General features: G+C 71.7%; 21 protein-coding genes, 1 pseudogene and 1 riboswitch. Of the genes and pseudogenes, 5 read left to right on the top strand and 17 right to left on the bottom strand.

All coding sequences use genetic code 11. From position 1 onward, the window contains the following. Positions 1–38: 38 nt before the first annotated feature. The 10 genes from AC0VY3_RS13465 to ribD form a co-directional block, all read right to left on the bottom strand. On the bottom strand, positions 39–1145 hold the full coding sequence (locus AC0VY3_RS13465) for a hemolysin family protein (protein WP_103510319.1): 1107 nt from the start codon (positions 1143–1145) through the stop codon (positions 39–41). Then, positions 1142–2500: a hemolysin family protein gene (locus tag AC0VY3_RS13460; RefSeq protein ID WP_242737159.1), complete on the bottom strand. Its 1359-nt coding sequence runs from the start codon at positions 2498–2500 to the stop codon at positions 1142–1144. The genes AC0VY3_RS13465 and AC0VY3_RS13460 overlap by 4 nt, the downstream gene beginning before the upstream one ends. Positions 2501–2693: 193 nt before the next feature. Further along, positions 2694–3164, bottom strand: coding sequence for a PH domain-containing protein (locus AC0VY3_RS13455; RefSeq protein ID WP_242737158.1), 471 nt, complete (start codon positions 3162–3164; stop codon positions 2694–2696). 37 nt (positions 3165–3201) lie between these two features. Then, positions 3202–4050 (bottom strand): ATP phosphoribosyltransferase, encoded by an 849-nt coding sequence (gene hisG / locus AC0VY3_RS13450; RefSeq protein WP_103510316.1) that lies wholly within the window; start codon positions 4048–4050, stop codon positions 3202–3204. Between the two features lie 66 nt (positions 4051–4116). After that, a complete protein-coding gene (locus tag AC0VY3_RS13445) occupies positions 4117–4389 on the bottom strand; it encodes a phosphoribosyl-ATP diphosphatase (RefSeq protein WP_475549669.1) in 273 nt (90 codons plus the stop codon). Between the two features lie 35 nt (positions 4390–4424). Then, positions 4425–4910, bottom strand: coding sequence for a 6,7-dimethyl-8-ribityllumazine synthase (gene ribH, locus AC0VY3_RS13440; protein ID WP_007453188.1), 486 nt, complete (start codon positions 4908–4910; stop codon positions 4425–4427). A gap of 39 nt (positions 4911–4949) precedes the next feature. Beyond that, entirely contained in the window at positions 4950–6245 is a 1296-nt protein-coding gene (locus AC0VY3_RS13435) for a bifunctional 3,4-dihydroxy-2-butanone-4-phosphate synthase/GTP cyclohydrolase II (RefSeq protein ID WP_103510315.1), read from the bottom strand. Next, positions 6242–6886, bottom strand: a complete 645-nt coding sequence (locus tag AC0VY3_RS13430) for a nicotinamide mononucleotide transporter family protein (protein ID WP_103510314.1) — start codon at positions 6884–6886, stop codon at positions 6242–6244. Before AC0VY3_RS13430 ends, AC0VY3_RS13435 begins: the two co-directional genes overlap by 4 nt. After that, positions 6883–7491, bottom strand: a complete 609-nt coding sequence (locus AC0VY3_RS13425; protein WP_103510313.1) for a riboflavin synthase — start codon at positions 7489–7491, stop codon at positions 6883–6885. Before AC0VY3_RS13425 ends, AC0VY3_RS13430 begins: the two co-directional genes overlap by 4 nt. Continuing rightward, positions 7492–8592 (bottom strand): bifunctional diaminohydroxyphosphoribosylaminopyrimidine deaminase/5-amino-6-(5-phosphoribosylamino)uracil reductase RibD, encoded by a 1101-nt coding sequence (gene ribD, locus AC0VY3_RS13420; RefSeq protein ID WP_475549668.1) that lies wholly within the window; start codon positions 8590–8592, stop codon positions 7492–7494. Positions 8593–8766: 174 nt separating this feature from the next. Further along, positions 8767–8897, bottom strand: a riboswitch (FMN riboswitch). Between the two features lie 311 nt (positions 8898–9208). On the opposite strand from ribD, the gene AC0VY3_RS13415 reads away from it, so the two are divergent. Both AC0VY3_RS13415 and AC0VY3_RS13410 read left to right on the top strand, forming a co-directional pair. Further along, positions 9209–11560 carry a chitinase C-terminal domain-containing protein gene (locus AC0VY3_RS13415; RefSeq protein WP_475549667.1) on the top strand — a complete coding sequence of 784 codons (2352 nt, stop codon included), beginning with the start codon at positions 9209–9211 and terminating at the stop codon, positions 11558–11560. A gap of 82 nt (positions 11561–11642) precedes the next feature. Next, positions 11643–12389, top strand: a pseudogene (locus AC0VY3_RS13410) (SDR family oxidoreductase). Between the two features lie 16 nt (positions 12390–12405). On the opposite strand, the gene AC0VY3_RS13405 reads toward AC0VY3_RS13410, so the two are convergent. After that, a complete protein-coding gene (locus AC0VY3_RS13405) occupies positions 12406–13596 on the bottom strand; it encodes an ROK family protein (RefSeq protein ID WP_475549666.1) in 1191 nt (396 codons plus the stop codon). Positions 13597–13756: 160 nt separating this feature from the next. On the opposite strand from AC0VY3_RS13405, the gene AC0VY3_RS13400 reads away from it, so the two are divergent. Together AC0VY3_RS13400 and AC0VY3_RS13395 are read left to right on the top strand one after the other, a co-directional pair. Beyond that, positions 13757–14986 carry an MFS transporter gene (locus tag AC0VY3_RS13400; RefSeq protein ID WP_242737145.1) on the top strand — a complete coding sequence of 410 codons (1230 nt, stop codon included), beginning with the start codon at positions 13757–13759 and terminating at the stop codon, positions 14984–14986. Between the two features lie 218 nt (positions 14987–15204). Next, positions 15205–16596 (top strand): uracil-xanthine permease family protein, encoded by a 1392-nt coding sequence (locus AC0VY3_RS13395; RefSeq protein ID WP_103510307.1) that lies wholly within the window; start codon positions 15205–15207, stop codon positions 16594–16596. A 22-nt stretch (positions 16597–16618) separates the two neighbouring features. Here AC0VY3_RS13395 and AC0VY3_RS13390 read toward each other — a convergent pair whose 3' ends face one another. Next, positions 16619–17830 (bottom strand): glycoside hydrolase family 6 protein, encoded by a 1212-nt coding sequence (locus tag AC0VY3_RS13390; protein ID WP_475549665.1) that lies wholly within the window; start codon positions 17828–17830, stop codon positions 16619–16621. 96 nt (positions 17831–17926) lie between these two features. Here AC0VY3_RS13390 and AC0VY3_RS13385 point away from each other — a divergent pair, with 96 nt between their 5' ends. Continuing rightward, the gene (locus AC0VY3_RS13385) at positions 17927–18637 is read left to right on the top strand and encodes a DUF5995 family protein (protein ID WP_475549664.1); all 711 of its coding nucleotides are present in this window, start codon (positions 17927–17929) and stop codon (positions 18635–18637) included. 34 nt (positions 18638–18671) lie between these two features. Here the strand turns inward: AC0VY3_RS13385 and AC0VY3_RS13380 are convergent, their stop codons facing one another. The 5 genes from AC0VY3_RS13380 to AC0VY3_RS13360 form a co-directional block, all read right to left on the bottom strand. Continuing rightward, entirely contained in the window at positions 18672–20366 is a 1695-nt protein-coding gene (locus AC0VY3_RS13380) for a flavin monoamine oxidase family protein (RefSeq protein WP_103507181.1), read from the bottom strand. A gap of 57 nt (positions 20367–20423) precedes the next feature. After that, positions 20424–21221 (bottom strand): carbon-nitrogen hydrolase family protein, encoded by a 798-nt coding sequence (locus tag AC0VY3_RS13375; protein ID WP_103507180.1) that lies wholly within the window; start codon positions 21219–21221, stop codon positions 20424–20426. Positions 21222–21440: 219 nt separating this feature from the next. Continuing rightward, positions 21441–21899, bottom strand: coding sequence for an Lrp/AsnC family transcriptional regulator (locus tag AC0VY3_RS13370; protein ID WP_103507179.1), 459 nt, complete (start codon positions 21897–21899; stop codon positions 21441–21443). Positions 21900–22014: 115 nt separating this feature from the next. Continuing rightward, a complete protein-coding gene (locus tag AC0VY3_RS13365) occupies positions 22015–23472 on the bottom strand; it encodes an aldehyde dehydrogenase family protein (protein WP_103507178.1) in 1458 nt (485 codons plus the stop codon). Positions 23473–23636: 164 nt separating this feature from the next. Next, complete coding sequence (locus tag AC0VY3_RS13360) at positions 23637–25103, bottom strand: GuaB1 family IMP dehydrogenase-related protein (protein ID WP_103507177.1); 1467 nt, start codon at positions 25101–25103, stop codon at positions 23637–23639. Between the last annotated feature and the right edge of the window lie 284 nt (positions 25104–25387).

The raw sequence follows: 25387 nt of genomic DNA, 5'->3' as shown, positions 1-25387 counted from the left end.
CGGTGCCGGGAGCGTCGGCTCCCGGCACCGGTGTCACGTCAGTGCGCGAGGGCCCCGGACGCCGGGAGCCCCGGCGTCCTGGGCACGTCCACCGTGCGGCGGGGCACCGACACCGACCGGTGGGCCGGGTCGCGCACCTCCCCCACCAGCGTCTCCAGGACGTCCTCCATGGCGACCAGACCGAGGACCCGGCCCGATCCGTCCGCGACCTGCGCCAGGTGCGTCGCGGCGCGGCGCATCACGGTCAGGGCGTCGTCGAGCGGGAGTTCGGCCCGTACGGTCGCCATCGGGCGCCAGATCTGCTGCGGGACCGCCCGGTCGGCGTCCTCCAGCTCCAGGACGTCCTTGACGTGCAGATAGCCCATGAAGGGGCCGCCGCCCTCCGCGCAGACCGGGAAGCGGGAGAAGCCGGTGCGTACGGTCAGCTCCTCGATCCGGCGCGGGGTCACCGACGGGTCGACCGTGACCAGTGAGGCCCGCTCCAGCAGGACGTCGGCGACGGGCCTGCTGCCCAGTTCGAGGGCGTCCTCCAGTCGTTCGGCGGCCTCCGGTCCGAGGAGACCGGCCTGTCCGGAGTCCTCCACGAGCCGGTTGAGCTGCTCGCTGGTGAAGACGGCCTCCACCTCGTCCTTCGGCTCCACGCCGAACAGCCGCAGCACCAGACCGGCGCAGGCGCCGAGCGCGGTGGTGACCGGGCGGCAGAGCCGGGCGAAGGCGACCAGGCCGGGGCTGAGCCAGAGCGCGGTCCGCTCGGGCGCCGCCATCGCCAGGTTCTTCGGGACCATCTCGCCGATGACCAGGTGCAGGACGACCACGGACAGCAGCGCGAGGGCGAAGCCGAGGGGATGGACGAGTCCGTCGGGGAGGTGCGCCGCGTGGAAGACCGGCTCCAGGAGATGGGCGACGGTCGGCTCGGCGACGGCCCCGAGGGTGAGGGAGCAGACCGTGATGCCGAACTGGGCGGCGGCCATCATCTGCGGCAGGTTCTCCAGGCCGTGCAGGACCGTGCGGGCCCGGCCCGACCCCTGGGCGGCCAGCGGTTCGATCTGGCTGCGGCGGACGGAGACGAGGGCGAACTCGGCGCCGACGAAGAAGCCGTTCGCCAGCACGAGGAGGGCGGCGAGGAGGAGTGGGAACATGCTCATCGCGCGGCCTCCAGCAGGCCGGGTACGGCCGTCTCCGGCAGCGGGCCGGACGTCCGGGTGAAGCGGACCCGTTCGGCGCGGTTGTGGCCGACCTGGCGGACGGAGATCCGCCAGCCGGGGAGTTCGGCCCGGTCGCCGGGGGCGGGGATGCGGCCCAGGAGTTCCGCGACGAGCCCGGCGACGGTCTCGTACGGTCCGTCGGGGACGTCCAGGCCGCTGCGGCGCAGGGTGTGGACCCGGCAGCTGCCCTCGGCGTCCCACACCGGGCGGCCGTCCTCGCCGGTGGCGGTGGTCAGCTCGGGGCGGTCGGAGCCCTCGGCGTCGTGCTCGTCGCGGACCTCGCCGACGAGCTCCTCGATGATGTCCTCCAGGGTGACGACGCCGGCGGTGCCGCCGTACTCGTCGACGACCACGGCTATGGGCTGTTCGTGGCGCAGCCGCCGCAGCAGGTGTTCCACCGGCAGCGTGCCGGGCACCAGGAGCGGCGGGACGGCGATCCGTCCGGCCGGGGTGCGCAGGCGCTCGTGGGCGGGGACGGCGAGGGCGTCCTTGAGGTGGACCATGCCGATGACCTCGTCGATGCGGTCCCGGTAGACCGGGAAGCGGGAGAGGCCGGTGGCGCGGGTGAGGTTGAGGACGTCCTCGGCGGTCGCGGAGGAGTGCAGGGCGCTGACCTTCACCCGGGGGGTCATGACGTGCTGGGCGGTGAGACCGGCCAGCGAGAGGGTCCGGACGAAGAGGTCGGCGGTGTCCTGTTCCAGGGCTCCGGCCTCGGCGGAGTGCCGGGCCAGGGAGACCAGTTCGCCCGGGGTGCGGGCGGAGGCCAGTTCGTCGGTGGGCTCGACGCCCAGGAGGCGCACCAGCCGGTTGGCCAGGGCGTTGAGGAGAGTGATCACCGGTCGCAGGAGCGCGGCGAAGCGGGCCTGCGGTCCGGCGACGAAGCGGGCCACCTGGAGCGGCCGGGAGACCGCCCAGTTCTTGGGCACGAGTTCGCCGACGATCATCTGGACGGCGGAGGCCAGCAGCATGCCGATGACGACGGCGACCCCGGACACGGCCCCCGCGGGCAGTCCGGTGGCGGTGAGGGGTCCGGCGAGCAGCTGGGCCAGGGCCGGTTCGGCGAGCATGCCCACCACCAGGGAGGTGATGGTGATGCCGAGCTGGGTGCCGGAGAGCTGGAAGGAGAGTTCGCGCAGGGCTTCGACGACGGTACGGGCCCGTCGGTCGCCCTCGGCGGCGGCGCGCTCGGCGTCGGGCCGGTCCACGGTGACGAGCCCGAATTCGGCTGCCACGAAGAACCCGTTGGCGAGGATGAGGAGGAAGGCCGCCGCGAGGAGCAGCAGGGGGGTGGTCATGAGGCCGCCGCCTCCGGGGCAGGGGCGGCGCAGGTATTACCGGACGATCCGTCCATTGCTGGAGGGAGTCACTCCTTGGGTCGCAGGAAGAACCCCGCGGGCCCGGGATGGGGCCGTGGTACGGGCGGGGTGGGGCGCACGGGGCGCCGCCGCCCACCAGAGTAGACAAGAAGGCCCCGCGTCGGGCAGGGGCTCAGCCGCTGCCGGGGGTGTCGTCGCTCCCGACGCCGCGCGACTCGGCGAGGTCACGCAGGGCGCGGGCGTCACGGATGGCCTGCTGCTTGGCCAGGCCGGGCTGGATGCCGAGGGCCGGCAGGCTGGTGCCGTCGCTGAGGTCGAGGAAGACCCAGGGGTCGCCGGAGCGCAGGTTGACGCGGAGGATCTCCTCCCACGCCAGCCTGCGGGACCGGGTGAGGTTGACGACGGTGACCCCGGAGTCGTCGGCGGTGACCCGGGGTCTGCTGAGCAGGGCCAGGACGCCGAAGAAGAGTGCCGCGACGAAGATGAAGCTGACCCGCTCCCCCGGGTTGAGCCGCTCCAGCATCAGGGCGATGACCGTGATGACGAGGAACACCGCCAGGCCCACGCTCAGCAGGACCACCCGGGTGAGGATGGGCCGGAAGGTGACCGGCAGGGTGGGGAGTTCGGGCCTGGGCGCGGACATCGGGTCTTCTCTCGGGGGGTGCGGGCGGGCGGGGCCGTCAGAGGCGGCAGGCGTGGATGGCCGTGGTGAGGATGGCGCGGGCGCCGAGCTCGTACAGGTCGTCCATGATCCGCTGGGCCTCCTTGGCGGCGACCATGGAGCGGACGGCGACCCAGCCCTCGTGGTGCAGCGGGGAGATGGTGGGCGACTCCAGGCCCGGGGTGAGGGCGACGGCGCGCTCCAGGTGCTCGACGCGGCAGTCGTAGTCCATCATCACGTAGGACCGGGCGACCAGGACGCCCTGGAGGCGGCGGAGGAACTGCTGCACCTTGGGGTCGTCGGCGGAGGCGCCGTTGCGCCGGATGACGACGGCCTCGGAGGTCATGATCGGCTCGCCGATCACCTCCAGTCCGGCGTTGCGGAGGCTGGTGCCGGTCTCCACCACGTCGGCGATGATCTGGGCGACGCCCAGCTCGATGGCGGTCTCGACCGCTCCGTCGAGGTGGACGACGGAGGCCTTGACGCCCGCCTTGTCGAGGTGGTTGGCGACGATGCCCTCGTAGGAGGTGGCGATCGTCATGCCGTCGAAGTCCTGCGGGCCCGCCGCGGTGCCGGGCTTGGTGGCGTAGCGGAAGGTGGAGCGGGCGAAGCCGAGCTGGAGGATCTCCTCGGAGTCGGCGCCGGAGTCCAGCAGCAGGTCGCGGCCGGTGATGCCGATGTCGAGCTTGCCGGAGCTGACGTAGATCGCGATGTCGCGCGGGCGGAGGTAGAAGAACTCCACCTCGTTCTCCGGGTCGACCAGGACCAGCTCTTTGGACTCCTTGCGCTGCTGGTAGCCGGCCTCATGGAGCATCGCCATCGCAGGCCCGGAGAGTGAACCCTTGTTGGGGACGGCGATGCGCAGCATGAGGTCGGCTTCCTTCGTGCGGAGGGGAGAGATGAAGAGACGGGGCGTGCGGAGCTCGGGACCGGCTCAGAGATGGGCGTAGACGTCGTCGAGCGAGATCCCGCGCGCGACCATCATCACCTGGACGTGGTACAGCAGCTGGGAGATCTCCTCGGCGGCGGCTTCCTTGCCCTCGTACTCGGCGGCCATCCAGACCTCGGCGGCCTCCTCGACGACCTTCTTGCCGATGGCATGGACGCCCTTGTCCACCAGTTCGGCGGTGCGGGAGGTCGCGGGGTCGCCCTCGGCGGCCTTGAGCTGGAGCTCGGTGAAGAGCTCTTCAAAGGTCTTGTTCGGCATGATGGTCCTCAGAATACGGGGTCGCCGGGGCGCACTCAGCGCCAGGGTTCGCTGACGGTCCGCAGCGTGGCGGCGGTGGCCACGGCGGCGGTGACCGCTTCGTGCCCCTTGTCCTCGTTGGACCCTTCGAGGCCGGCCCGGTCGAGCGCCTGCTCCTCGGTGTCGCAGGTCAGTACGCCGAAGCCGACGGGAACACCGGTGTCGACGGTGACCTGGGTGAGGCCGAGGGTGACGCCCTGGGAGACGTACTCGAAGTGGGGGGTGCCGCCGCGGATGACCACGCCGAGGGCGACGATCGCGTCGTAGCCGCGTCCGGCGAGCACCTTGGCGACGACGGGCAGCTCGAAGGAGCCCGGGACGCGGAGCAGGGTGGGCTCGTCGATGCCCAGCTCGCGCAGGGCGCGCAGGGCGCCGTCGACGAGGCCGTCCATGACCTTCTCGTGCCACTGGGCCGCGATCACGGCCACGCGCAGGTCGCCGCAGTTGCGTACGGACAGTTCGGGTGCACCCTTGCCGCTCATGTCTCTCCTGATGCTGGTGATGTGCTGTTCGGTGGTTCGTTACTGGTTGGCGCAGGTCGACGCGGGGGCGTCGAGCCAGGGCAGGTCGTGGCCCATGCGGTCGCGCTTGGTGCGCAGGTAGCGCAGATTGTGCTCGCCGGCCTGGACGGGCATGGGTTCCCGGCCGGTGACGGCGAGACCGTGGCGGACGACGGCCTCGGTCTTGTCGGGGTTGTTGGTCATCAGCCGCAGGCTGGTGACGCCGAGGTCCGCGAGGATCCGGGCGCCGGCCGCGTAGTCGCGGGCGTCGGCGGGCAGGCCGAGCTCCAGGTTGGCGTCGAGGGTGTCGACCCCGCGCTCCTGGAGTTCGTACGCGCGCAGTTTGGAGAGCAGGCCGATGCCGCGCCCCTCGTGGCCGCGCAGATAGACGACGATGCCCCGGCCCTCCTCGGTGATGCGCCGCATGGAGGCGTGCAGCTGGGGGCCGCAGTCGCAGCGCTGGGACTGGAAGATGTCGCCGGTCAGGCACTCGGAGTGGATCCGGACGAGGATGTCCTCGCCGTCGCCGATCTCGCCGTGGACCAGGGCGACGTGCTCGACTCCGTCGACGGTGGAGCGGTAGCCGTACGCGGTGAAGTCGCCGAAGGCGGTGGGCAGCCGGGTCTCGGCCTCGCGGCGGACGGTCGGCTCGTTGCCGCGGCGGTAGGCGATCAGGTCCTCGATGGAGATGATCGTCAGTCCGTGCTTGCGGGCGAAGGGCACCAGCTCGGGCAGCCGGAGCATCACGCCGTCCTCGCCGGCGATCTCGACGATCGCGCCGGCCGGGCGCAGTCCGGCGAGCCGGGCGAGGTCGACGGCGGCCTCGGTGTGACCGTTGCGGACGAGAACGCCGCCGGAGCGGGCGCGCAGCGGGAAGATGTGGCCGGGACGGACGAAGTCGCCGGGGCCGGCGGCGCCGCCCGCGAGCATCCGCAGGGTGGTGGCGCGGTCGGCGGCGGAGATGCCGGTGGTGACGCCGTGCGCGGCGGAGGCGTCGACGGAGACGGTGAAGGCGGTCTGCATCGACTCGGTGTTGTGCTGGACCATCTGCGGGAGGTCGAGGCGTTCCAGCTCGTCGCTCTCCATGGGCGCGCAGATCAGGCCGCGGCACTCGCTCATCATGAAGGCGACGATCTCGGGGGTGGCCTTCTCGGCGGCGATGACGAGGTCGCCCTCGTTCTCGCGGTCCTCGTCGTCCACGACGACGACGGGCCGGCCGGCGGCGATGTCACGGATGGCCTGCTCGACCGGGTCCAGCGAGAGGTCCTCGGCGAGCGGGTCGTGGCCGGGGTGCAGCCAGGTGGGCTGAGCAGTCATGCCGTGGCTCCTTCCAGAGCGGGTGTCCGCGTACGCAGCCACCAGTCGCGCATGCCCCACAGGACGAGCGCGCCGTAGATGATGTAGACGAAGCCGGAGAAGGCGAAGCCGTTGGCGAAGTTCAGCGGGACGCCGACCAGGTCGACCAGCAGCCAGGCGAACCAGAACTCGACCATGCCGCGGGCCTGGGCGTACATCGCGACGACGGTGCCGACGAAGATGTACGCGTCCGGCCACGGGTCCCAGGACAGCGACGGGAAGGCGGTGAACAGGCCGCCGACGGCGAGGGTGCCGATGGCGGCGGCGGCGATCAGCACGCCGCGCTCGCGCCAGGTCGCGAAGCGGACGGCGATGGAGCCGTCCTGGGCCTGCTGCCTGCCGCGGTTCCAGGACCACCAGCCCCACAGGGCGACGACGATGACGACCAGCTGCTTGCCCGCGCTGCCGGAGAGGTGCGCGGAGGCGAAGGCGATCAGGAGGATGGCGCCGGAGAGCAGCTGGGCGGGCCAGGTCCAGATGGAGCGTCGCCAGCCGAGGGCCAGGGCGACCAGGCCGATGATGTTGCCGATCATGTCCGACCACTTGATGTGCTGGCCGAACACGGTGAAGGCCTCGGAGTTGAGCCAGGACGCGGCGTTCATCGCGGGTCCTGTCCGGCCCGGTCGCCGAGCATCCGCTCGACGTACTTGGCGATGACGTCCACTTCCAGGTTGACCGGGTCGCCGGGCTGCTTGTGGCCGAGCGTGGTCAGGTCGAGGGTGGTGGGGATGAGGCTGATGGTGAAGAAGTCGGCCGCCGCCTCGACGACGGTGAGGCTGACGCCGTCGACGGTGATGGAGCCCTTCTCGACGACGTACCGGGTCAGCTCGGGCGGCAGCGAGACCTTGACGATCTCCCAGTGCTCGGAGGGGGTGCGCTCGACGATGGTGCCGGTGCCGTCCACATGGCCCTGGACGAGGTGTCCGCCGAGCCGGCCGCCGAGTTCCATCGGGCGTTCCAGGTTGACCCGGGAGCCGATGGTGAGCGCGCCGAGGCTGGAGCGCTTCAGTGTCTCGGCCATCACGTCGGCGGTGAATTCGCCGTCCTCGGTGTCCACGACGGTGAGGCAGACGCCGTTCACCGCGATGGAGTCGCCGTGCTTCGCGCCCTCGGTGACGACGGGGCCGCGCAGCCGGAAGCGGGAGGCGTCTTCCAGCCGCTCGACGGCGGTGACCTCACCCAGTTCTTCGACAATTCCGGTGAACACTCAGTTTCCCTTCCGAGCAGGGGCGGGGACGGCGGTGATGCGCAGATCGGGGCCGATGGGCACGGTCTCGGTCACATCGAGGCGCAACGCCCCGGAGATGGTGGAGATTCCGGCGTCGGCGAGGGCGGCGGGGCCCGCGCCGAGCAGGACCGGGGCGAGATAGCCGACGACCTTGTCGACCTTCCCGGCGGCGACGAAGGCTCCGGCGAGGGTGGGCCCGCCTTCGAGGAGTACGGAGCGGACGCCGCGCTCGTGCAGGGCGGCGAGGAGGGCGTCGAGGTCCAGGCCGCGTCCGGCGGCGGCGCGGGGCAGTCGCAGGACGGCGGCCTCGGGGAGGTGATCGGCCGGGGTGTCCTCGGCCACGGCGACCAGCGTGGGCGCGGTGTCGTCCAGGACCCGGGCGCCGGGCTTCACGGCGGTGGCGTTCGTGTCGACGACGACCCGCAGCGGCTGGGTGGCGCCGTCGATGCCGCGTACGCCCAGCTGGGGGTCGTCGGTGCGGGCGGTGCCGGAGCCGACGAGCACGGCGTCGGCCTCGGCGCGCAGCCGGTGGACGTCGGCGCGGGCCGCGGGCGAGGTGATCCAGCGGCTGGTGGCGTCGGCGGCGGCGATCCGGCCGTCGAGGGTGGCGGCGTACTTCCACAGGACGTACGGCCGCCCCTGGCGCACCGAGGTCAGCCAGGCGGCGTTGCCCGCCTCGGCCTCGTCGGCGAGGAGGCCCTGCTCCGCCCGGACTCCGGCCGCGCGCAGGGTGTCGCCACCGCCGGTGGCCTGCGGGTTCGGGTCGCCGACCGCGTACACGACACGGCTGATCCCGGCGGCCAGGAGGGCCTGGGCGCAGGGGCCGGTGCGGCCGGTGTGGTTACAGGGTTCGAGGGTGACGTAGGCGGTGCCGCCGCGGGCCCGCTCGCCGGCCGCGCGCAGGGCGTGGACCTCGGCGTGCGGCCCTCCGGCGCGCTGGTGGAAGCCTTCGCCGGCCAGGTCTCCGGCGGCGTCGGTGATCACACAGCCGACGACCGGATTGGGGCTGGTGGAGCCGAGACCGCGCGCCGCGAGCGTGATCGCTCGGCGCATGGCGGTGATGTCGGCTGCGGTGTCCACCGGGTCCTCCTGCCTCTTCGGGCACGGACTCCGGGGCCTGTCGATGACGACAGATGAAGCGGCTCATCAGGGGAAACGCCGAAAACCCGAGAACGGGAAACGCCAGGAACGCACGGAGTCCCGGGAGATTCCCGGCCATGCGTCCGCCGACGGCGGCGTACCGATGACAAACCGCCGCGCACTGCCTCCCATCCGGACTTTCACCGTCGGTCCAGGAATTTCACCTGGTCAACCGGCCGCTGGCTGCGGACGGGTCGCGGACTGTAACCGCCGGTTCGGAATTGCACCGACCCCGGAGTGCGCTGCTATTGGTACGCAACCAGTCTGCCACGGTCGCCTCTCGGCCATGCGGGTGAGGACTGTGGGCTGGGTCACAGCGGACGCGGCGGATCCTGGCGCATTCCCGTCGGCGCGAAGTCGACAACGTAGTCATCGACGCGGCAGCGGAAAAGTTGACCGCTAAAGGTCCAGACCTATTGACGCACTGGTCTAGTCCTCTTAATCTCTGCGTCACCTCCGAGGTTCGGTCCGGCGGTGTGCGCACACCAGGACCCCGACACGACCCACCCCTTTTTGCCAGTTGTGTTCTGCCGACCTCCCCAGGAGGAACGACCACATGCTGTCCCCCACCCGAGCGAGAGCCACCCTGCTCGCCGCCGGCGCCGCCGTCGCCGGACTGCTGTTGAGCTCACTCGCCGCAGGTCCGTCGGCCGCCGCCGACCAGACCTCCTGTCGCCCCGACGGGCTGTATCAGACCCCCGGCGTCGACGTCCCCTACTGTTCCGTCTACGACGCCGACGGCCGCGAGAAGATGGGCGCCGACCACCAGCGGCGCGTCATCGGCTACTTCACCAACTGGCGTACCGGCAAGGACGGCAAGGACGCCTACCTGGTCCCGGACATCCCGTGGGACAAGGTCACGCACCTCAACTACGCCTTCGCGCACGTCGACGGGTCCAACAAGCTCTCGGTCGGCCCCGACAGCGCCGACAACGCCTCCACCGGCATGACCTGGCCCGGCGTCGAGGGCGCGGAGATGGACCCGACGCTCCCCTACAAGGGGCACTTCAACCTGCTGACGAAGTACAAGAAGCAGCACCCGAACGTGAAGACCCTGGTCTCCGTGGGCGGTTGGGCCGAGACGGGCGGCTACTTCGGCCCCGACGGCGAGCGCGTCGACTCGGGCGGCTTCTACTCGATGGCCACCAACGCCGACGGCTCGGTCAACCAGACGGGCATCAACACCTTCGCCGACTCGGCCGTCGACTTCATCAAGAAGTACGGATTCAACGGCGTCGACATCGACTACGAGTACGCGACCACGATGAAGGACGCGGGCAACCCGCTGGACCACGCGCTGTCCAACGGCCGCCGCGCCGGGCTGGTCAAGGGCTACGACGCCCTGATGAAGACGCTGCGCGAGAAGCTCGACCGCGCGGGCGAGGCCGACGGCAAGCACTACCTGCTGACCGTCGCCGCCCCCTCCTCCGGCTATCTGCTGCGGGGCATGGAGACGTACCAGATGCAGAAGTACCTGGACTACGTCAACATCATGTCCTACGACCTGCACGGCGCCTGGAACGAGTACGTCGGCCCGAACGCCTCCCTGTTCGACGACGGCAAGGACGCCGAACTGGCGCAGGCGGGCGTGTACTCCACCTCGCAGTACGGCGGCACCGGCTACCTCAACACCGACTGGGCCTACCACTACTTCCGCGGCTCGATGCCGGCCGGCCGGATCAACATCGGCCTGCCGTACTACACCCGCGGCTTCAAGAACGTGCAGGGCGGCACCGACGGCCTGTGGGGCAAGGCGGCCACGACCGACTGCCCGGCGGGCGCGGGTCTGACCAAGTGCGGTGACGGCGCGGTCGGCATCGACAACCTGTGGCACGACAAGGACACCAACGGCAAGGAATCGCCCGCCGGTTCCAACCCGATGTGGCACGCGAAGAACCTGGAGAAGGGCATCGTCGGCGATTACGTCACCGACTACGGCTTCCCCGCGGACACCCAGCTGACCGGCACGTACGCCCGTAAGTACGACTCCACGCTGGTCGCCCCGTGGCTCTGGAACGCCGAGAAGAAGGTGTTCCTCTCCACCGAGGACGAGCAGTCGGTGAAGGCCAAGGCCGAATACGTCGTGGACAAGGGCATCGGCGGCACGATGATCTGGGAGCTGGCGGGCGACTACCGGTGGAACGCGGCGAAGGGCCAGTACGAGACCGGCTCCACGCTGACGACCGCGATGTACGACGCGTTCAAGTCGGCCACCCCGTACGGCGCGAAGCGCTCCACGATCGACCTGCCGACCGAGGCGCTGGACATCGACGTCTCCTTCGGGCAGTTCCCGCTGGGCGACTCCAACTACCCGATCAGCCCCAAGCTGAAGATCACCAACCGGACCCAGGCCACGCTGCCCGGCGGTACGGAGTTCCAGTTCGACTACTCCACCTCCGCCCCGGCCAACGCCAAGGACCAGTCCGGCTTCGGCACGACGATCATCCGCAGCGACCACACGGCGGCCAACAACATCGGCGGCCTGAAGGGCGACTACAACCGCGTCTCGCTGAAGCTCCCGGCCTGGCAGACGCTGGCCCCGGGCGCCTCGGTGGAGCTGGACTTCGTCTACTACCTGCCCACCTCCACCCCGTCGAACTGGACCGTGACCTTCGGCGGGAAGTCCTACTCCCTCGCCGGCGACCTGGCCCGCGGCACCACGGTGGTCGAGCCCGGCACCGGGACCAACCCCACGCCGACGCCGGACCCGACCGGGCCGACGCCGACCCCGACCCCGACGCAGCCGGGCGGCGAGTGCTCGGCGGCGGCCTGGAACGCGGCCACCGAGTACACCGGCGGCTCCACCGTCAGCCACGGCGGCCACGAGTGGAAGGCCTCGTGGTGGACGAAGGGCGAGACGCCCGGATCCACCGAGTGGGGCGCCTGGAAGGACCTCGGCGCCTGCTGAGCCCCCTGCTGCCCTCCGGCCCGGTGTGAGCGGATCTCCCCGCTCGCACCGGGCCGGACCCCGCTCCCGGCAGACCGGCCCCATGACGACGATTCTGGTCACCGGCGCCACCGGAACACTCGGCCGCCAGGTCGCGGAGCGACTGCGCACCGAAGGGGCCGACGTCCGCGGCCTCAGCAGGCGCTCCCCCTCGTACGCCGTCGATCTGCGCGACGGCAAGGGGCTGGACACGGCGGTCGAGGGGGCGGACGTGATCGTCCACTGCGCCACCGCCCCGCGCGGCGGCGACGACCGGGCGGCGGGGTTCCTCATCGACGCGGCGAAGCGGGCCGGGACACCGCATCTTCTCCACATCTCGATCGTCGGCGTGGACCGGCTGCCGCTGGGCTACTACACGGTCAAGCACCGGGTCGAGCGGATGATCGAGGACTCAGGGGTCGGCGCGACGATCCTGCGGACCACGCAGTTCCACGACCTGGCCCTGCGCATCCTGTCGGGAGCGGCGAAGCTGCCCGTGCTGCCGGTGCCATCCGGGGTGGCGCTCCAGCCGGTGGACAGCGGTGAGGTCGCCGACCGGCTGGCGGCCCTGGCGCTCGGCGGTCCGGCGGGCCGGGTGCCCGACCTGGGCGGCCCCGAGGTCCGTGAGCTGACCGACCTGGCCGGGGCGTTCCTGCGGTCCACCGGCCGCAGCCGGCGGGTGGTACCGGTCCGGCTGGCGGGCAAGGCGTACGCGGGCTAGCGGCGCGGCGACCATCTGGCGCCCGAACACGCCGTGGGGACCGTGACGTTCGAGGAGTTCCCCGACCGCCGCCGTCGCCCTCCGGCCTGAGCGGAACTCCCGGACGTCAGCCGCCCGTGGCGAACAACGCGTCCTGCGCCGCGTCCTGCGCCGTGATCAGCGCCCCGCGCAGCACCGCCCCGTCGCCCAGCGAACCGGCGCGGACCTCGGTGCGCAGCGGAGACATCGTGGCCAGCCGCTCCTCGACCCGGGCGGCCAGCGCGGCCCCGCCCGCATGGCCGACGGCCCCCGCGAGCAGGACGCAGCCGGGGTCGAGCACCGAGACGACGGCGGCGGCGCCGAGGGCGAGGCGGTCCGCCAGCTCCTTCAGGAAGGGCTCGCCCGCCTCCCCCGCCTCCAGGGCCCTGCGCACCACGTCCGCGGCCGCCGCCTCCTCCCGGCCCTCGGCCACCGTGCCGAGGTCCACCAGTCCGTGCCCGGCGGCGAGTTCGCACAGCGCGACCGAACCGGCCAGGGAGTGGAAGCCGCCCTCGCAGTTGACCGCGGAGGGCAGCCCGCTCACCCCGGGAACAGGCAGGAAACCGATCTCGCCCGCGCCGCCGGACGCCCCCTGACGCAGGGTGCCGTCCAGCATCACGGCGGCCCCGATCCCCTGGCCGAGCCAGAGCAGCACGAAGGTCTCCCGGTCGTGGGCGGCGCCCTCCCGGTGTTCCGCGACGGCCGCGAGGTTGGTCTCGTTCTCCACCAGGACGGTGGCGGGCAGCCGTCGCTGGAGCTCCCGCACCAGGCCCCGGTGCCAGGCGGGCAGACCGGAGCTGTCGCGCAGTTCGCCGGTGACGGGGTCGATCAGCCCCGGCGCTCCGACCCCGACGCTGTGCAGGGCGACGGAACCGGCTTCGCGGGCGGTGCGCTCCAGCAGGGCGGCGGCCAACTCGACGGCGGGTTCGGTGCCGGTGTCGCTGCCGATGGGCAGGGAGCCCTCGGCGAGGGTGGCGCCCAGCAGATCGGCGACGACCACGCCGACGCTTCCGAGGCGCACGTCGAGCGCCGCGAGATGGGCCCGGTCGGCGACGATCCCGTACAGCTTGGCGTTGGGTCCGCGGCGCACGGCCCCGGACTCGCCCACGACCTGGATCAGCCCGGCCTCCCGGAGCCGCTCGACCAGGTCGGCGACGGTGGGGCGGGAGAGTCCGGTCAGCGTCTTGAGCTGGGCGGCCGTCAGCGGGCCGTCCTGCTGGAGCAGCCGCAGGGCGAGCCGGTCGTTGATGGCCCGAGCCGTGCTCGGTGATGCGGGCATAACCGGGATCCTTCCAGATCGCCGCCGCGCCGTTTCCCGGGGCCGCGAAGTAATGACTATTTATCAGGCAGGGTTCCTGATAGTTTACGCGACGCATCGTCGCACGGGGAGCGCCGGGACGGCCGGCACCCGAGAATTCCCAGGGGAGGGACACGACGGCATGACGAACGACTCGACCGTCACGGTCTACAGCGCACACCAGGTGAAGCGGGCGCGGATCGCCGTCGCCGCGGTCTTCACCGTGCACGGGGCGGTGACCGGCAGCTTCGCGACCCGGGTGCCGTGGATCCAGGATCACGCCGGGGTGAGCGCGGGCCAGCTCGGTCTGGCGCTGGCCTTCCCGGCGATCGGCGCGTCGATCGCGATGCCGCTGGCCGGCCGGATCAGTCACCGGTTCGGGGCGCGGACCGCCCTGCGGGGGCTGCTGACGCTGTGGACGCTGGCGCTGATCCTGCCCGCCCTCGCACCGAGCCTGGTCACCCTGTGCGCGGCGCTGTTCGTCTACGGGGCGACGGCGGGCATGTCCGATGTCGCGATGAACGCCCTGGGCGTCGAGGTGGAGAACCGTCTCGACAAGTCGATCATGTCGGGGCTGCACGGCATGTGGAGCGTGGGCGCGCTGATCGGTTCGGCGGCGGGCACGGTCGCCGCCCACACCGGGACCGACGCCCGCCTCCACCACCTCGTCGCGGCCCTGGTCCTCACGGCGCTGGGGCTGATCGCCTGCCGGGGCGTCCTCGACCTCCAGAGCGGTCCGGAGGAGGAGCCGCCGCCGCGTTTCACGCTGCCGCCGAAGTCGGCCCTGGTCATCGGGGCGATCGGATTCTGCGCGGTGTTCGCCGAAGGGGCGAGCCTGGACTGGTCCGCGGTCTATCTGCGGGACGTCCTGGACAGCTCCGACGGCCTCGCTGCGGCGTCCACCACGGCGTTCGCGCTGATGATGGCGGTGGCCCGGATCGCCGGGGACCGGATCGTCGACCGGTTCGGCGCGGTCCGCACGGTGCGCACCGGTGGACTGCTGGCCACCGTCGGCGGGCTGCTGGTCGTGTTCTCGCCCAGCCCGGCGGCCGCGATGTGCGGCTTCGGGCTGCTGGGCCTCGGCGTGGCGGTCGTGGTCCCGCTGGCCTTCGCCGCGGCGGGGCGCAGCGGACCGAACCCGAGCCAGGCCATCGCCGGCGTCGCCACCATCACGTACACCTCGGGCCTCATCGCCCCCTCCGCGATTGGCTCGCTGGCCGAGGCGACCTCGCTGGTGGTGTCGTTCGGCGTGGTGACGGCGCTGGCCTTCGGCCTGGTGCTGGGCGCCGGAGTGCTGAAGTCGGCCGATCGCAAGGTCACCGGCTCGGCGGTGGGCGGCGGTACGACGACGAAGAGCGCCACCGGAAGCTGACCGGAGCGGGCGGCGTGCGCGGCGGCGGGAGGAGGCGTACGGCCCCGGAAGACCGGAGGTTCGTGAGCGGTGCGGCGGACGGCGGCGCGCGGCGGGTGACCTCCGCGCGGCCGCCCTCCGCCGCACCACTACCATTGCGCTGATCTTTTCCGCAGGTGAACACCGAAGTCCCGATCGCGGACCGGCCGGCACACCGAGCAGACCTTCAGGGAGCAACCATGAGCCTCGGCGTGCGCTGGACCTTGCACGGCGACGGGAAGACACCCGCGCCCGGGGCGGTGGTGCGCCCCGACGAGCGGCTCTCCTGGCCCCGTACGTTCGGACTCGGCGCCCAGCATGTGGTGGCGATGTTCGGGGCCTCGTTCGTCGCCCCGGTCCTGATGGGCCTCGATCCGAACCTCGCGATCATGATGTCCGGTGTCGCGACCGCGATCTTCCTGCTGGCGACCAAGGGCCGGGTGCCCAGCTATCTGGGCTGCTCGCTCTCCTTCGTCGGTGTCGCGGCCACGATCCGGGCGAGCGGCGGCGACAGCGCGACCGTCACGGGCGCGGTGCTGGTGGTCGGTGCGGCCCTGTTCCTGGTGGGTCTGGCGGTGCAGCGGTTCGGCGCGCGGATCATCCACGCGGCGATGCCGCCGGTGGTGACGGGCGCGGTCGTGATGCTGATCGGCTTCAACCTGGCGCCGGTGACCGCCTCCACGTACTGGCCGCAGGACCAGTGGACGGCGCTCGCGGTGATGCTGTTCACCGGACTCGCCGTGGTCTGTCTGCGCGGGTTCCTCTCCCGGATCGCGATCTTCCTGGGGCTGGTCTTCGGATACGTGCTGTCCTGGATCCTGGACCTGGTGTTCGGCAGGATCCACTCCCCGGCGGGCGGCGCGGAGGCGGTCGACCACTGGCGGCTGGACCTCTCCGCCGTCGGCAAGGCCGACTGGATCGGTCTGCCGGACTTCCACGCCCCGGCCTTCGAGTGGTCCGCGATCCTGGTGGCGCTGCCCGTGGTGATCGCGCTGGTCGCCGAGAACGCCGGGCATGTGAAGGCCGTGGGCGAGATGACCGGCGATTCGCTGGACGACAAGCTCGGCACCGCCATCGCGGCGGACGGCGCGGCGTCGATGCTCTCCACCGCCGTGGGCGGGCCGCCCAACACCACGTACTCCGAGAACATCGGCGTGATGGCCGCGACCCGCGTCTATTCCACGGCCGCCTACTGGGCGGCGGCCTGTTTCGCGCTGCTCTTCGGCCTGTGCCCGAAGTTCGGCGCGGTCGTCGCCGCGATCCCGGGCGGCGTGCTCGGCGGGATCACCGTGATCCTGTACGGGATGATCGGCCTGCTCGGCGCGCAGATCTGGCTCAACGGCCGGGTGGACCTGCGCAATCCGCTCAACCTCGTCCCAGCGGCGGCGGGCATCATCATCGGCGTCGGCGGGGTCAGCCTGAAGATCACCGACAACTTCGAGCTGGGCGGCATCGCGCTCGGCACGATCGTCGTGATCACCGGCTACCACGTGCTGCGGGCCTTCGCCCCGGCGCACCTCAAGACGCAGGAACCGCTGCTGGATTCGGGCACCTCCGCGTACGACGAGGAGTCGGGGCCCGAGAAGGGCTGAGCGGTCGGGGTCCACCCGTGGATCAGCCCGTGGCCAGGGCGTAGGCGTATTCCGGGGTGAAGGAGCCCGCCGCGCCCGAGCAGCCGTCGGACTCCCCCGGCAGCTTCACCCAGAGATACGCGTCGATGCGGGCCTCTCCGGTCCGGGTCGTCGGGGTCTGCCCCAGGGCCCGGCCCGCCGGGTCGCACCACTGGCCGGCGGCGGGCGCTCCGTTGCCGTTGCGGCTGGTGTCGACGACCGCGCCGAGGCCGGGCGGGCCGCCGAGCGCGGCGAGCACCCGGCGGGCGTAGGCCCGCTCGTCGGCGGTGCGGTGGAAGTTGGACACATTGGTGAAGATGCCGTCGCCGCTGGTGGCCGCTCCGGCGGCCCGGAGCGCCGCGGCCTGTTTCGCGGGGGTGTGCCAGCCCGAGTGGCCGCCGTCGAAGTAGACCCTGGCCCGCGGGTTCGCGGTGCGCAGGGTGCGTCCGGCGCGGGCCAGCGAGGCGAAGCGGGCGGCTCGTTCCGGGGCGGTGAGGCAGTCGGAGAGGGCGATGGCGTCCGGTTCCAGGATCACGATCGCCGGACCCGCGCCGAGCCCCTCGGCGAACTCCCGTATCCACGCGTCGTACGCGGCCAGGTCCGGGGCGCCGCCCTGGGACGCGCCGCCGCAGTCCCGGTCGGGTATCGCGTACGGCACGAGCACCGGGGTCCGGCCCGCGGCGGCCGCGCCCCGGGTGACCGCGCGGACCTGCGCCGCTGTCCCGCCCGGGTTGTGGGCGGTGAACCAGACGGCGGCGGGCTGCGCCGCGATGCGGGACTCGATCACCGGGCGGCGCGGGTCGTCGGGGTTGGCCCGCACCCAGTCCAGGACCTGCGACCGCGGGTGCCGGAACAGCAGGGTGCGGGGCGGCGGGGCGGGGGTGGCCGATCGGGAGGGCACGGTCGGCGCGGGGTCGGTGCGCGGGCGGGTCGCGGTGCGCGAGGGGGACGGGGCCGGAGCGGGGGACGCGGAGGACGGGGCCGCGGTGGGCGACGGGGCCGTGGGCGACGGCACGGCGGGGAGGGGCTGGAGGACCGGCGGGGGCGTCGGCCCGGGGCGGGCGGTGTCGCGCCCGTCGTCCCGGCCCGCGTCGATCAGCCCGGCGGTGGCGCCGATCGCCACGACCGCCGAGGCGACGGCCAGCACGGCGTGACGGCGGGTGGCACGCCGGCGTTCCCGGTGTGCGATACGGCGCTGCGCGCGTGAACCCGGCACTCCTCGATCCCCTTTTCCGGCACCGTTGTTCGTCCGTTCCGATGAACCTCGGGCCGGTCGGCGCCGTGGCGAGCCTATGGCTGGGACGCTCCGCGCATGACGCAGATCGAGCAGTCCGCAGTACCGGCCCACGTCGGCGGCGCGCCGACGAGCGGCTCCCCGGTGATCGAACGCATGCGGGAATGGCGTTCCCGGTGGCCGTCCGCGGACGGGGTGGCGGTCTTCAACGAGGCCTATCTGGAGGTCGTCGAGAGGGTCGATCCGGCCCTCGGCAGGGGTGGGCTCGACGACCGGGAGGCCGCCGCTCTGCTGGGCGTGCGCTGCGTGGAGCGCTATCTGTCGGCCGTGGAGACGGCGACGGCGGGCGGGCGGCCGCCGCAGTGCTGGCGCCCGCTGCTCCAGTACCGCCGCCATCCCGGCGTACGCCCGCTGCAGTTCGCGCTGAGCGGTCTGCAGGCGCACATCGGGCACGATCTGGTCCTGGCGGTGGTGGACACCTGTCGTACGCTCGGCTGCGCTCCGCCGGACCTGGAAGGGGAGTTCGAGCGCGTGGGCGATCTCCTCGTGTTGCTGGAGGAGCGGATCCACGACGATCTGATGCCGGGTCCCGATCTGCTGGAGATCGCGGACCCGGTGACGCATCTGGTGAGTTCCTGGAGCCTGGAGCGGGCCCGCGAGGCGGCCTGGTCGGCGGCCCGGGTGCTCTGGCGGCTGCGCGGATTCCCGTCGCTGGCCGAGGAGTTCAGGCAGCGGACCGACGCGAACGCGGGTCTGGTGGGGCGTTTCCTGCTCACGCCCTGCCGCTGACACCCGCGGCCGCGTCGGTGCGCCGTGCCGCCGGTCAGTCCTCCGGGAGTTCCACCGGGGCGATCTCGTCGTAGACGTCGCCGGGGCCCGGGTTGGTCGCGTCGGTCGCCCCGCCGAACTGGTGCATGACGCCCCACACCGCGTTCAGCGCGGTCTGCACGGCGCCCTCGGCCCAGCCGGCCGTCCAGGAGATGTCGTCCCCGGCGAGGAAGATGCCCCGCTTGTCCTCGGGCAGCCGGTCCTGCATGAAGTGGGTGAACAGCCGCCGCTGGTAGCGGTAGTGGCCGGGCAGGTTCGCCTTGAACGCGCCCATGAAGTACGGCTCGTTCTCCCAGGAGACGGTGACCGGGTTGCCGATGATGTGGCTGCGGATGTCGACGTTCGGGTAGATCTCGCCGAGCGACTTGAGCATGACGTCCATGCGCTCCTTCGGGGAGAGCGGCAGCCACTTCAGGCTGTCGTCGCACCACGTGTAGGAGAGGCAGATGACGGCGGGCCGGTCCGGGCCTTCGTCCAGGAGGTACGTCCCCCGGGTCATCCGGTCGGTGAGCGTCATCGACATGGTGTCGCGGCCGGTGGTCTCGTCCTTGTCCAGCCAGAACGGCCGGTCGACCGGCACGAACAGCTTGGACGACTCCATGTAGTGGGTGCGCTCCATCGCCGTCCAGTGGTCGATCGGGAAGAGCGCGTCATCGCAGTCGATCTTGGAGAGCAGCAGCCAGGACTGGCCGGTGAACACCGCGGCCCGGAAGGTGCGGATGTCGCCGGTGGCGTCGGTGACGGTGATGCGGTTGCCCGCGGTGCGGGTCAGCCGGGTCACGGCGCCGCGCGGCTCGCCGTCGTGCAGGGAGGAGAGCGAGGTGCCGAGCGGCCAGTGGACGATCTTCTGCGGCTCGCGGTCCCACAGGCGCAGCGGGAGCTGCTGGCTGCCGCCGACGATGCCGCGGTGGTGGTCGTCGGCCTCGGTGTAGACGACCCGCAGGATCTCCAGGATGGAGTTGGGGAAGTCGGTGTCCCAGCCGCCGGTGCCGAAGCCGACCTGGCCGAAGATCTCACGGTGCCGGAAGGACTTGAAGGCCTCGGACTCACAGAGGAAGCCGTAGAAGGTCTGATTGTCGAGCCGCTCGACGAGCTGCGCCCAGATCTCCCGGATGCGCGGTACGTCGCGCTCGCGCAGCGCCCGGTTCATGTCGGAGAAGTCGGCGCCCTCCTCCAGGCAGGCGTTCCAGGCCTCGGCCACATCGCGGTAGACCTGCGGCAGGTCGTCGATGGTCTCGGCGTAGTGCGACTCGCCCTTGAGGTCCACGACGGTCGAGGGCGTGGCCGGGGAGAGCGGGTTGGGGAAGGGCCGGGTCTCCAGGCCCACCAGGTCGATGTAGTGCTGGAGCGCCGTGGAGGACGGCGGGAAGCGCATCGCGCCCATCTCGGCGGTGAGGTCGCCGTCGCAGCCGTCGAAGCCGACGGTACGCAGCCGGCCACCGATCTGGTCCGCCTCGTACACGACGGGCTTGAGGCCCATCTTCATCAGCTCGTACGCGGCGATGATGCCCGAGAGCCCGCCGCCGATGACGGCGACCTCCTGGCCGTGCTCGGTCGCCGGTATCTGCCCGAGGCCGGCCGGGTGGGCGAGGAAGTCGTCGTACGCGTACGGGAAGTCCGGCCCGAACATGGTGATCGGCGGGGCGGCCGCGTCGGTGTGCTGGACGGCGTTGGGCACCGTGGACGTCATGGGGTACGGACTCCTTGCGCGATGACTCTGGGGAGGGGAAGTCGGGGGGGGGCGGGCTCAGGCGAGGGAGCCGTACAGACCGGGGCGGCGGTCCTGCAGATAGGGGTTGGCGGCACGCGATGCGGCCAGGAACTCCGGGTCCGCCTCGCCGACGACGAGCTCCTCGCCGCGGCCGGCGCGGGTGCGCACGGTGCCGTCGGGTCCGGCCAGGCAGCTGAGCCCGACGAACTCGAACTCGCCTTCCGGGCCGGTGCGGTTGACGTACGCCACGTACATCTGGCTCTCGAAGGCCCGGACGGGGACGACGGATTCGGCGACGAACTGGAACGGGTGCATCTGCGCGGTGGGCACCAGCAGCAGATCGGTACCGGCCAGGGCGTGCGCCCGGACGTTCTCCGGGAACTCGACGTCGTAGCAGATCAGCAGGCCGATGCGGAGGCCGCCGAGGTCGGCCTGGACGACGGTCTGCTCGCCGGGGGTGAACCACTCCTGTTCGAAGCAGCCGAAGAGGTGGGTCTTGCGGTAGTTCGCGAGGCGTGTGCCGTCGGGGCCGATGAGCTGGGAGGCGTTGAAGATCCGCTCCCCGTCGCGCTCCGGATAGCCGTAGAGGACGGCGAGGCCGTGACGTACGGCGATCTCGGCGACGGCCTGAGCGCCGGGGCCGTCGGCCGGCTCGGCGAGTACGGGGACGGCGTCACCGATGGCGTAGCCGGTGAGGAACAGCTCGGGCGAGACCAGCAGCCGGGCTCCGGCACCGGCGGCCCGTGCGGCGGCCTCGTCGAGCACCTTCAGGTTCTCGGCGACGGCGCCCGGACGTCCGGAGCTCTGGAGCAGGGCGGTGCGCAACGACGGCATGGCTGACCTCGGGCGGTGCGGGCGGGGCGGGGAGACGTATCGAAGGTACGTGTCCCGCTTCGGCCCGGACAAGGCGCGAGTGTTGCGCGTCGACCGTTGATTCGTTGCGCGGGAAGGCTCCCTGGCGGCGAAACGTTGCGCCCGACATCGTCGCAGGTCAGAGGCGTGATCTGCGCCACCTGTTTCCGGCCGCGGCGGCCTCGGAACGCCCGGCGCGCCCTAGACGGGCGGCGCCTCCGCCGAGTACCGGCGCAGCAGCGGCGAGAGCACCAGGACGGACTTGGTCCGCTCGACGTACGGCTCCCCCGCGATCCGCTCCAGGACCTGTTCGAAGTGGCGCATGTCGGCGGCGAAGACCTGCACCACCGCGTCCGCTTCGCCCGTGACGGTGGAGGCGGCGGCGATCTCCGGATAGCGGGCGAGGCCCTGCTTGATCGCTTCCGGGGAGGTGTTGCGGCTGCAGTAGATCTCGATGAACCCCTCGGTCTCCCAGCCGAGCGCCGCCGGGTCGACCCGCACGGTGAAGCCGGTGATCGCGCCCTCGGCCCGCAGCCGGTCGACGCGGCGTTTCACGGCGGGGGCGGAGAGGCCGATGAGCGCGCCGATGTCGGCGTAGGAGCGCCGGGCGTCTTCGGCGAGGGCGTGGACGATGCGTTCGTCGAGGTCGTTCAGGCGCACGTCGGGCGGTTCACTTCTCTGCGGTGGGTCGGCTTGCGGGAGGCGGAGGGTGCCGCCTCCCGCAGTAGACCACGGGCCGCCGCCCTGGGCATGCCCGGTGCGGCGGAGCAGGCCGTCAGAAGGGGAACTGCGAGCGGCCGTGCTGGATGGAGATCCACTTCTGGGTGGTGAAGGCCTCGGTCATCGAGTCGCCGTTCAGCCGGCCGAGGCCGGAGCTCTTCTCGCCGCCGAAGGGGACGATCGGCTCGTCGTGGACGGTGCCGTCGTTGATGTGGATCATGCCGGTGTGGATGCGCTGCCCGATCCGCACCCCGCGCTCGATGTTGCCGGTGTGGACGGCGCCGCTGAGGCCGTACGGGGTGTCGTTGGCGATGCGGACGGCCTCGTCCTCGCCGTCGAAGGGGATCAGCAGGGCGACGGGGCCGAAGATCTCCTGGTGCAGGACGGGCGAGTCGGCCGCGAGGCCGGTCAGTACGGAGGGGCTGACCAGGTTGCCGTCGGCGCGGCCGTGCAGGAGGGCCGTCGCCCCGGCCGCCACGGTCTGGTCGACGAGCTTGGAGACGGACTCGGCCTGCGAGGAGTTGATCAGCGGGCCGATCTGGGTGGCCGGGTCGGCGGGGTCGCCGACGGTGAGCGAGGCGACCTTGGCGACGAACTTCTCGGTGAACTCCGCCTCGACGGCGCGGTCGACCAGGATGCGGTTGGCGGCCATGCAGACCTGGCCCTGGTGGACGTACCGGCTGAAGACCGCCGCGTCGACGGCGTAGTCCACATCGGCGTCGTCGAGCACGATCAGGGCGCTGTTGCCGCCGAGTTCGAGGACGGCGCGCTTGAGGTTGCGGGCGCAGACGGTGGCGACGTGGCGGCCGACCTTGTCCGAGCCGGTGAAGGAGATGACCTGCGGCACGGGGTGCTCCAGCAGGGTGTCGCCGATCTCCGCGATGTCGGTGATCACGACGTTCAGCAGCCCGGCGGGCAGTCCGGCGTCCTCGAAGATCTTGGCGAGCAGGGTGCCGCCGCAGATCGGGGTGTTCTGGTGCGGCTTGAGGACGACGGCGTTGCCGAGGGCCAGCGCGGGCGCGACGGACTTGAGGGAGAGCAGGAAGGGGAAGTTGAACGGGCTGATCACGCCGACGACCCCGACGGGCACGCGGTAGACGCGGTTCTCCTTGCCCTCGGTGGGCGAGGGGAGGATCTGTCCGGCGGGGCGCAGGGCCAGCTGGATCGCCTCGCGGAGGAACTCCTTGGCCAGGTGCAGTTCGAAGGCGGCCTTCAGCCGGGTGCCGCCGAGCTCGGCGACGATGGCCTCGCCGATCTCCGGCTCGCGCTCCTCGACGAGGCGCAGCGCCTTCTCCAGGACGGCCCGCCTGCTGTACGGGTTGGTGTCCGCCCACGCCTGCTGGGCGCGCTCCGCTGCGCGGTAGGCCTGGTCGACCTCGTCGGCGGTGGCGACCGGGATCGAGGCGAGCTTCTCCCCGTCGAACGGGTTGAAGTCGATGATGTCCCAGGACCCCTTCCCCGGCCTCCACTCGCCGTCGATGTACTGGTGGGCCAGGTCAGTGAAGAAGGACATGAGATCCCTTACCGCAGAGAGGCAGGCAGCTGAGTGCGCTTCATATTACTTATATTTCAACAGAGTTGAAGCGCGGCTCTGGACACTCCGGAAGGCCGGAAACGGCCCCGCCCCCTCCGGCGCGAAATGGCCGGAAGGGGCGGGGTCGTTGCGGTGATCCGGGATCAACTCCAGCTGGCGTGCAGCGGCTTGCCCTCGGCGTAACCGGCGGCGCTCTGGACGCCGACGACGGCCTTCTCGGCGAACTCCGCGAGGGAGCCGGCACCGGCGTAGGTGCAGGAGGAGCGGACGCCCGCGATGATCGAGTCGATCAGGTCCTCGACGCCCGGGCGGGTCGGGTCCAGGAACATCCGCGAGGTGGAGATGCCCTCCTCGAACAGCGCCTTGCGGGCGCGGTCGTACGCGGACTCGTCCGAGGTGCGGTTCTTGACGGCGCGGGCCGAGGCCATCCCGAAGGACTCCTTGTAGAAGCGGCCGTCGGCGGACTGCTGGAGGTCGCCGGGCGACTCGTACGTGCCCGCGAACCAGGAGCCGATCATCACGTTGGACGCGCCGGCGGCGAGCGCCATCGCGACGTCGCGCGGGTGCCGGACGCCGCCGTCCGCCCAGACGTGCTTGCCGTGCTTCTTCGCCTCGGCGGCGCACTCCAGGACGGCGGAGAACTGCGGGCGGCCGACGCCGGTCATCATCCGGGTGGTGCACATGGCGCCGGGGCCGACGCCGACCTTGATGATGTCCGCGCCCGCCTCGATCAGGTCGCGCACGCCCTCGGCGGCGACGATGTTGCCCGCGACGATCGGCACCTGCGGGTCGAGCGCCCGCACGGCCTTCACCGCGCTGATCATGGATTCCTGGTGGCCGTGGGCGGTGTCCACGACGAGGACGTCGGCGCCCGCGTCCAGGAGCTGCTTGGCCTTGCCGGCCACGTCGCCGTTGATGCCGACGGCGGCCGCGATGCGCAGCTTGCCCTCGGCGTCGGTGGCGGGGGTGTAGAGCGTGGCGCGCAGGGCGGCCTTGCGGGTGAGGATGCCGACGAGGCGGCCGTCGGCGTCGACCGCGGGGGCGAGCTTGCGGTTGGCGCCGTCGAGCTTGTTGAAGGCGTCGCGCGGGTCGATGTCGGCGTCGAGCAGCACCAGGTCCTTGGACATGACCTCGGAGAGCTGGGTGAAGCGGTCGACGCCGGTGAGGTCGTGGTCGGTGACGACGCCCACCGGGCGGCGGTCGGCGTCGACGACGACGCCCGCGCCGTGGGCCCGCTTGGGCAGCAGCGACAGCGCGTCGGCGACGGTCTGGCCGGGGGCCAGCTCGATCGGGGTGTCGAGGACGAGGTGGCGCGTCTTGACCCAGGAGATGACGTCGGTGACGACCTCGATCGGGATGTCCTGGGGGATGACGACGAGCCCGCCGCGGCGGGCGATGGTTTCGGCCATCCGGCGGCCCGCGATGGCGGTCATGTTGGCGACCACGAGCGGAATGGTGGTGCCGGTTCCGTCGGGCGACGAGAGGTCCACACCCTGCCGGGAGCCGACCGCGGAGCGGCCCGGAACCATGAAGACGTCGTCGTACGTGAGGTCGTACGGGACCGCGGGGGACTCTGTGTAGCGACCGGTGCCCGGCTCAAGAAAACGCATAACACTCATTTTTTCATACGAAACGGTGCAGGTCGTTTCCACGAAGACACAGCAAAAGACCCCCGCGTTCGTCCGTTCCTCCAAGGAGTGCTCCGAGAAGGCGGCCGGGGGCCCCGGGCAAGTGGAACCTGCCTTACCCACGGACTCTACCCGAACGGTATTCGAATCATTCGTGATCACCATCCCTGGACCGGGTGACAAGGGCTCAGGTAGCTTCAAACCCGCAGGTCTCGGGGGTGTCCGAAGCGTCGATCCGGCTCGTCGGCACCCCTGGGCACACCGTT

The organism is Streptomyces sp. iso_384, assembly GCF_056172905.1.
Note: the sequence above shows the minus strand (reverse complement) of the source record. Positions and strands in the feature narration are given on the sequence as shown.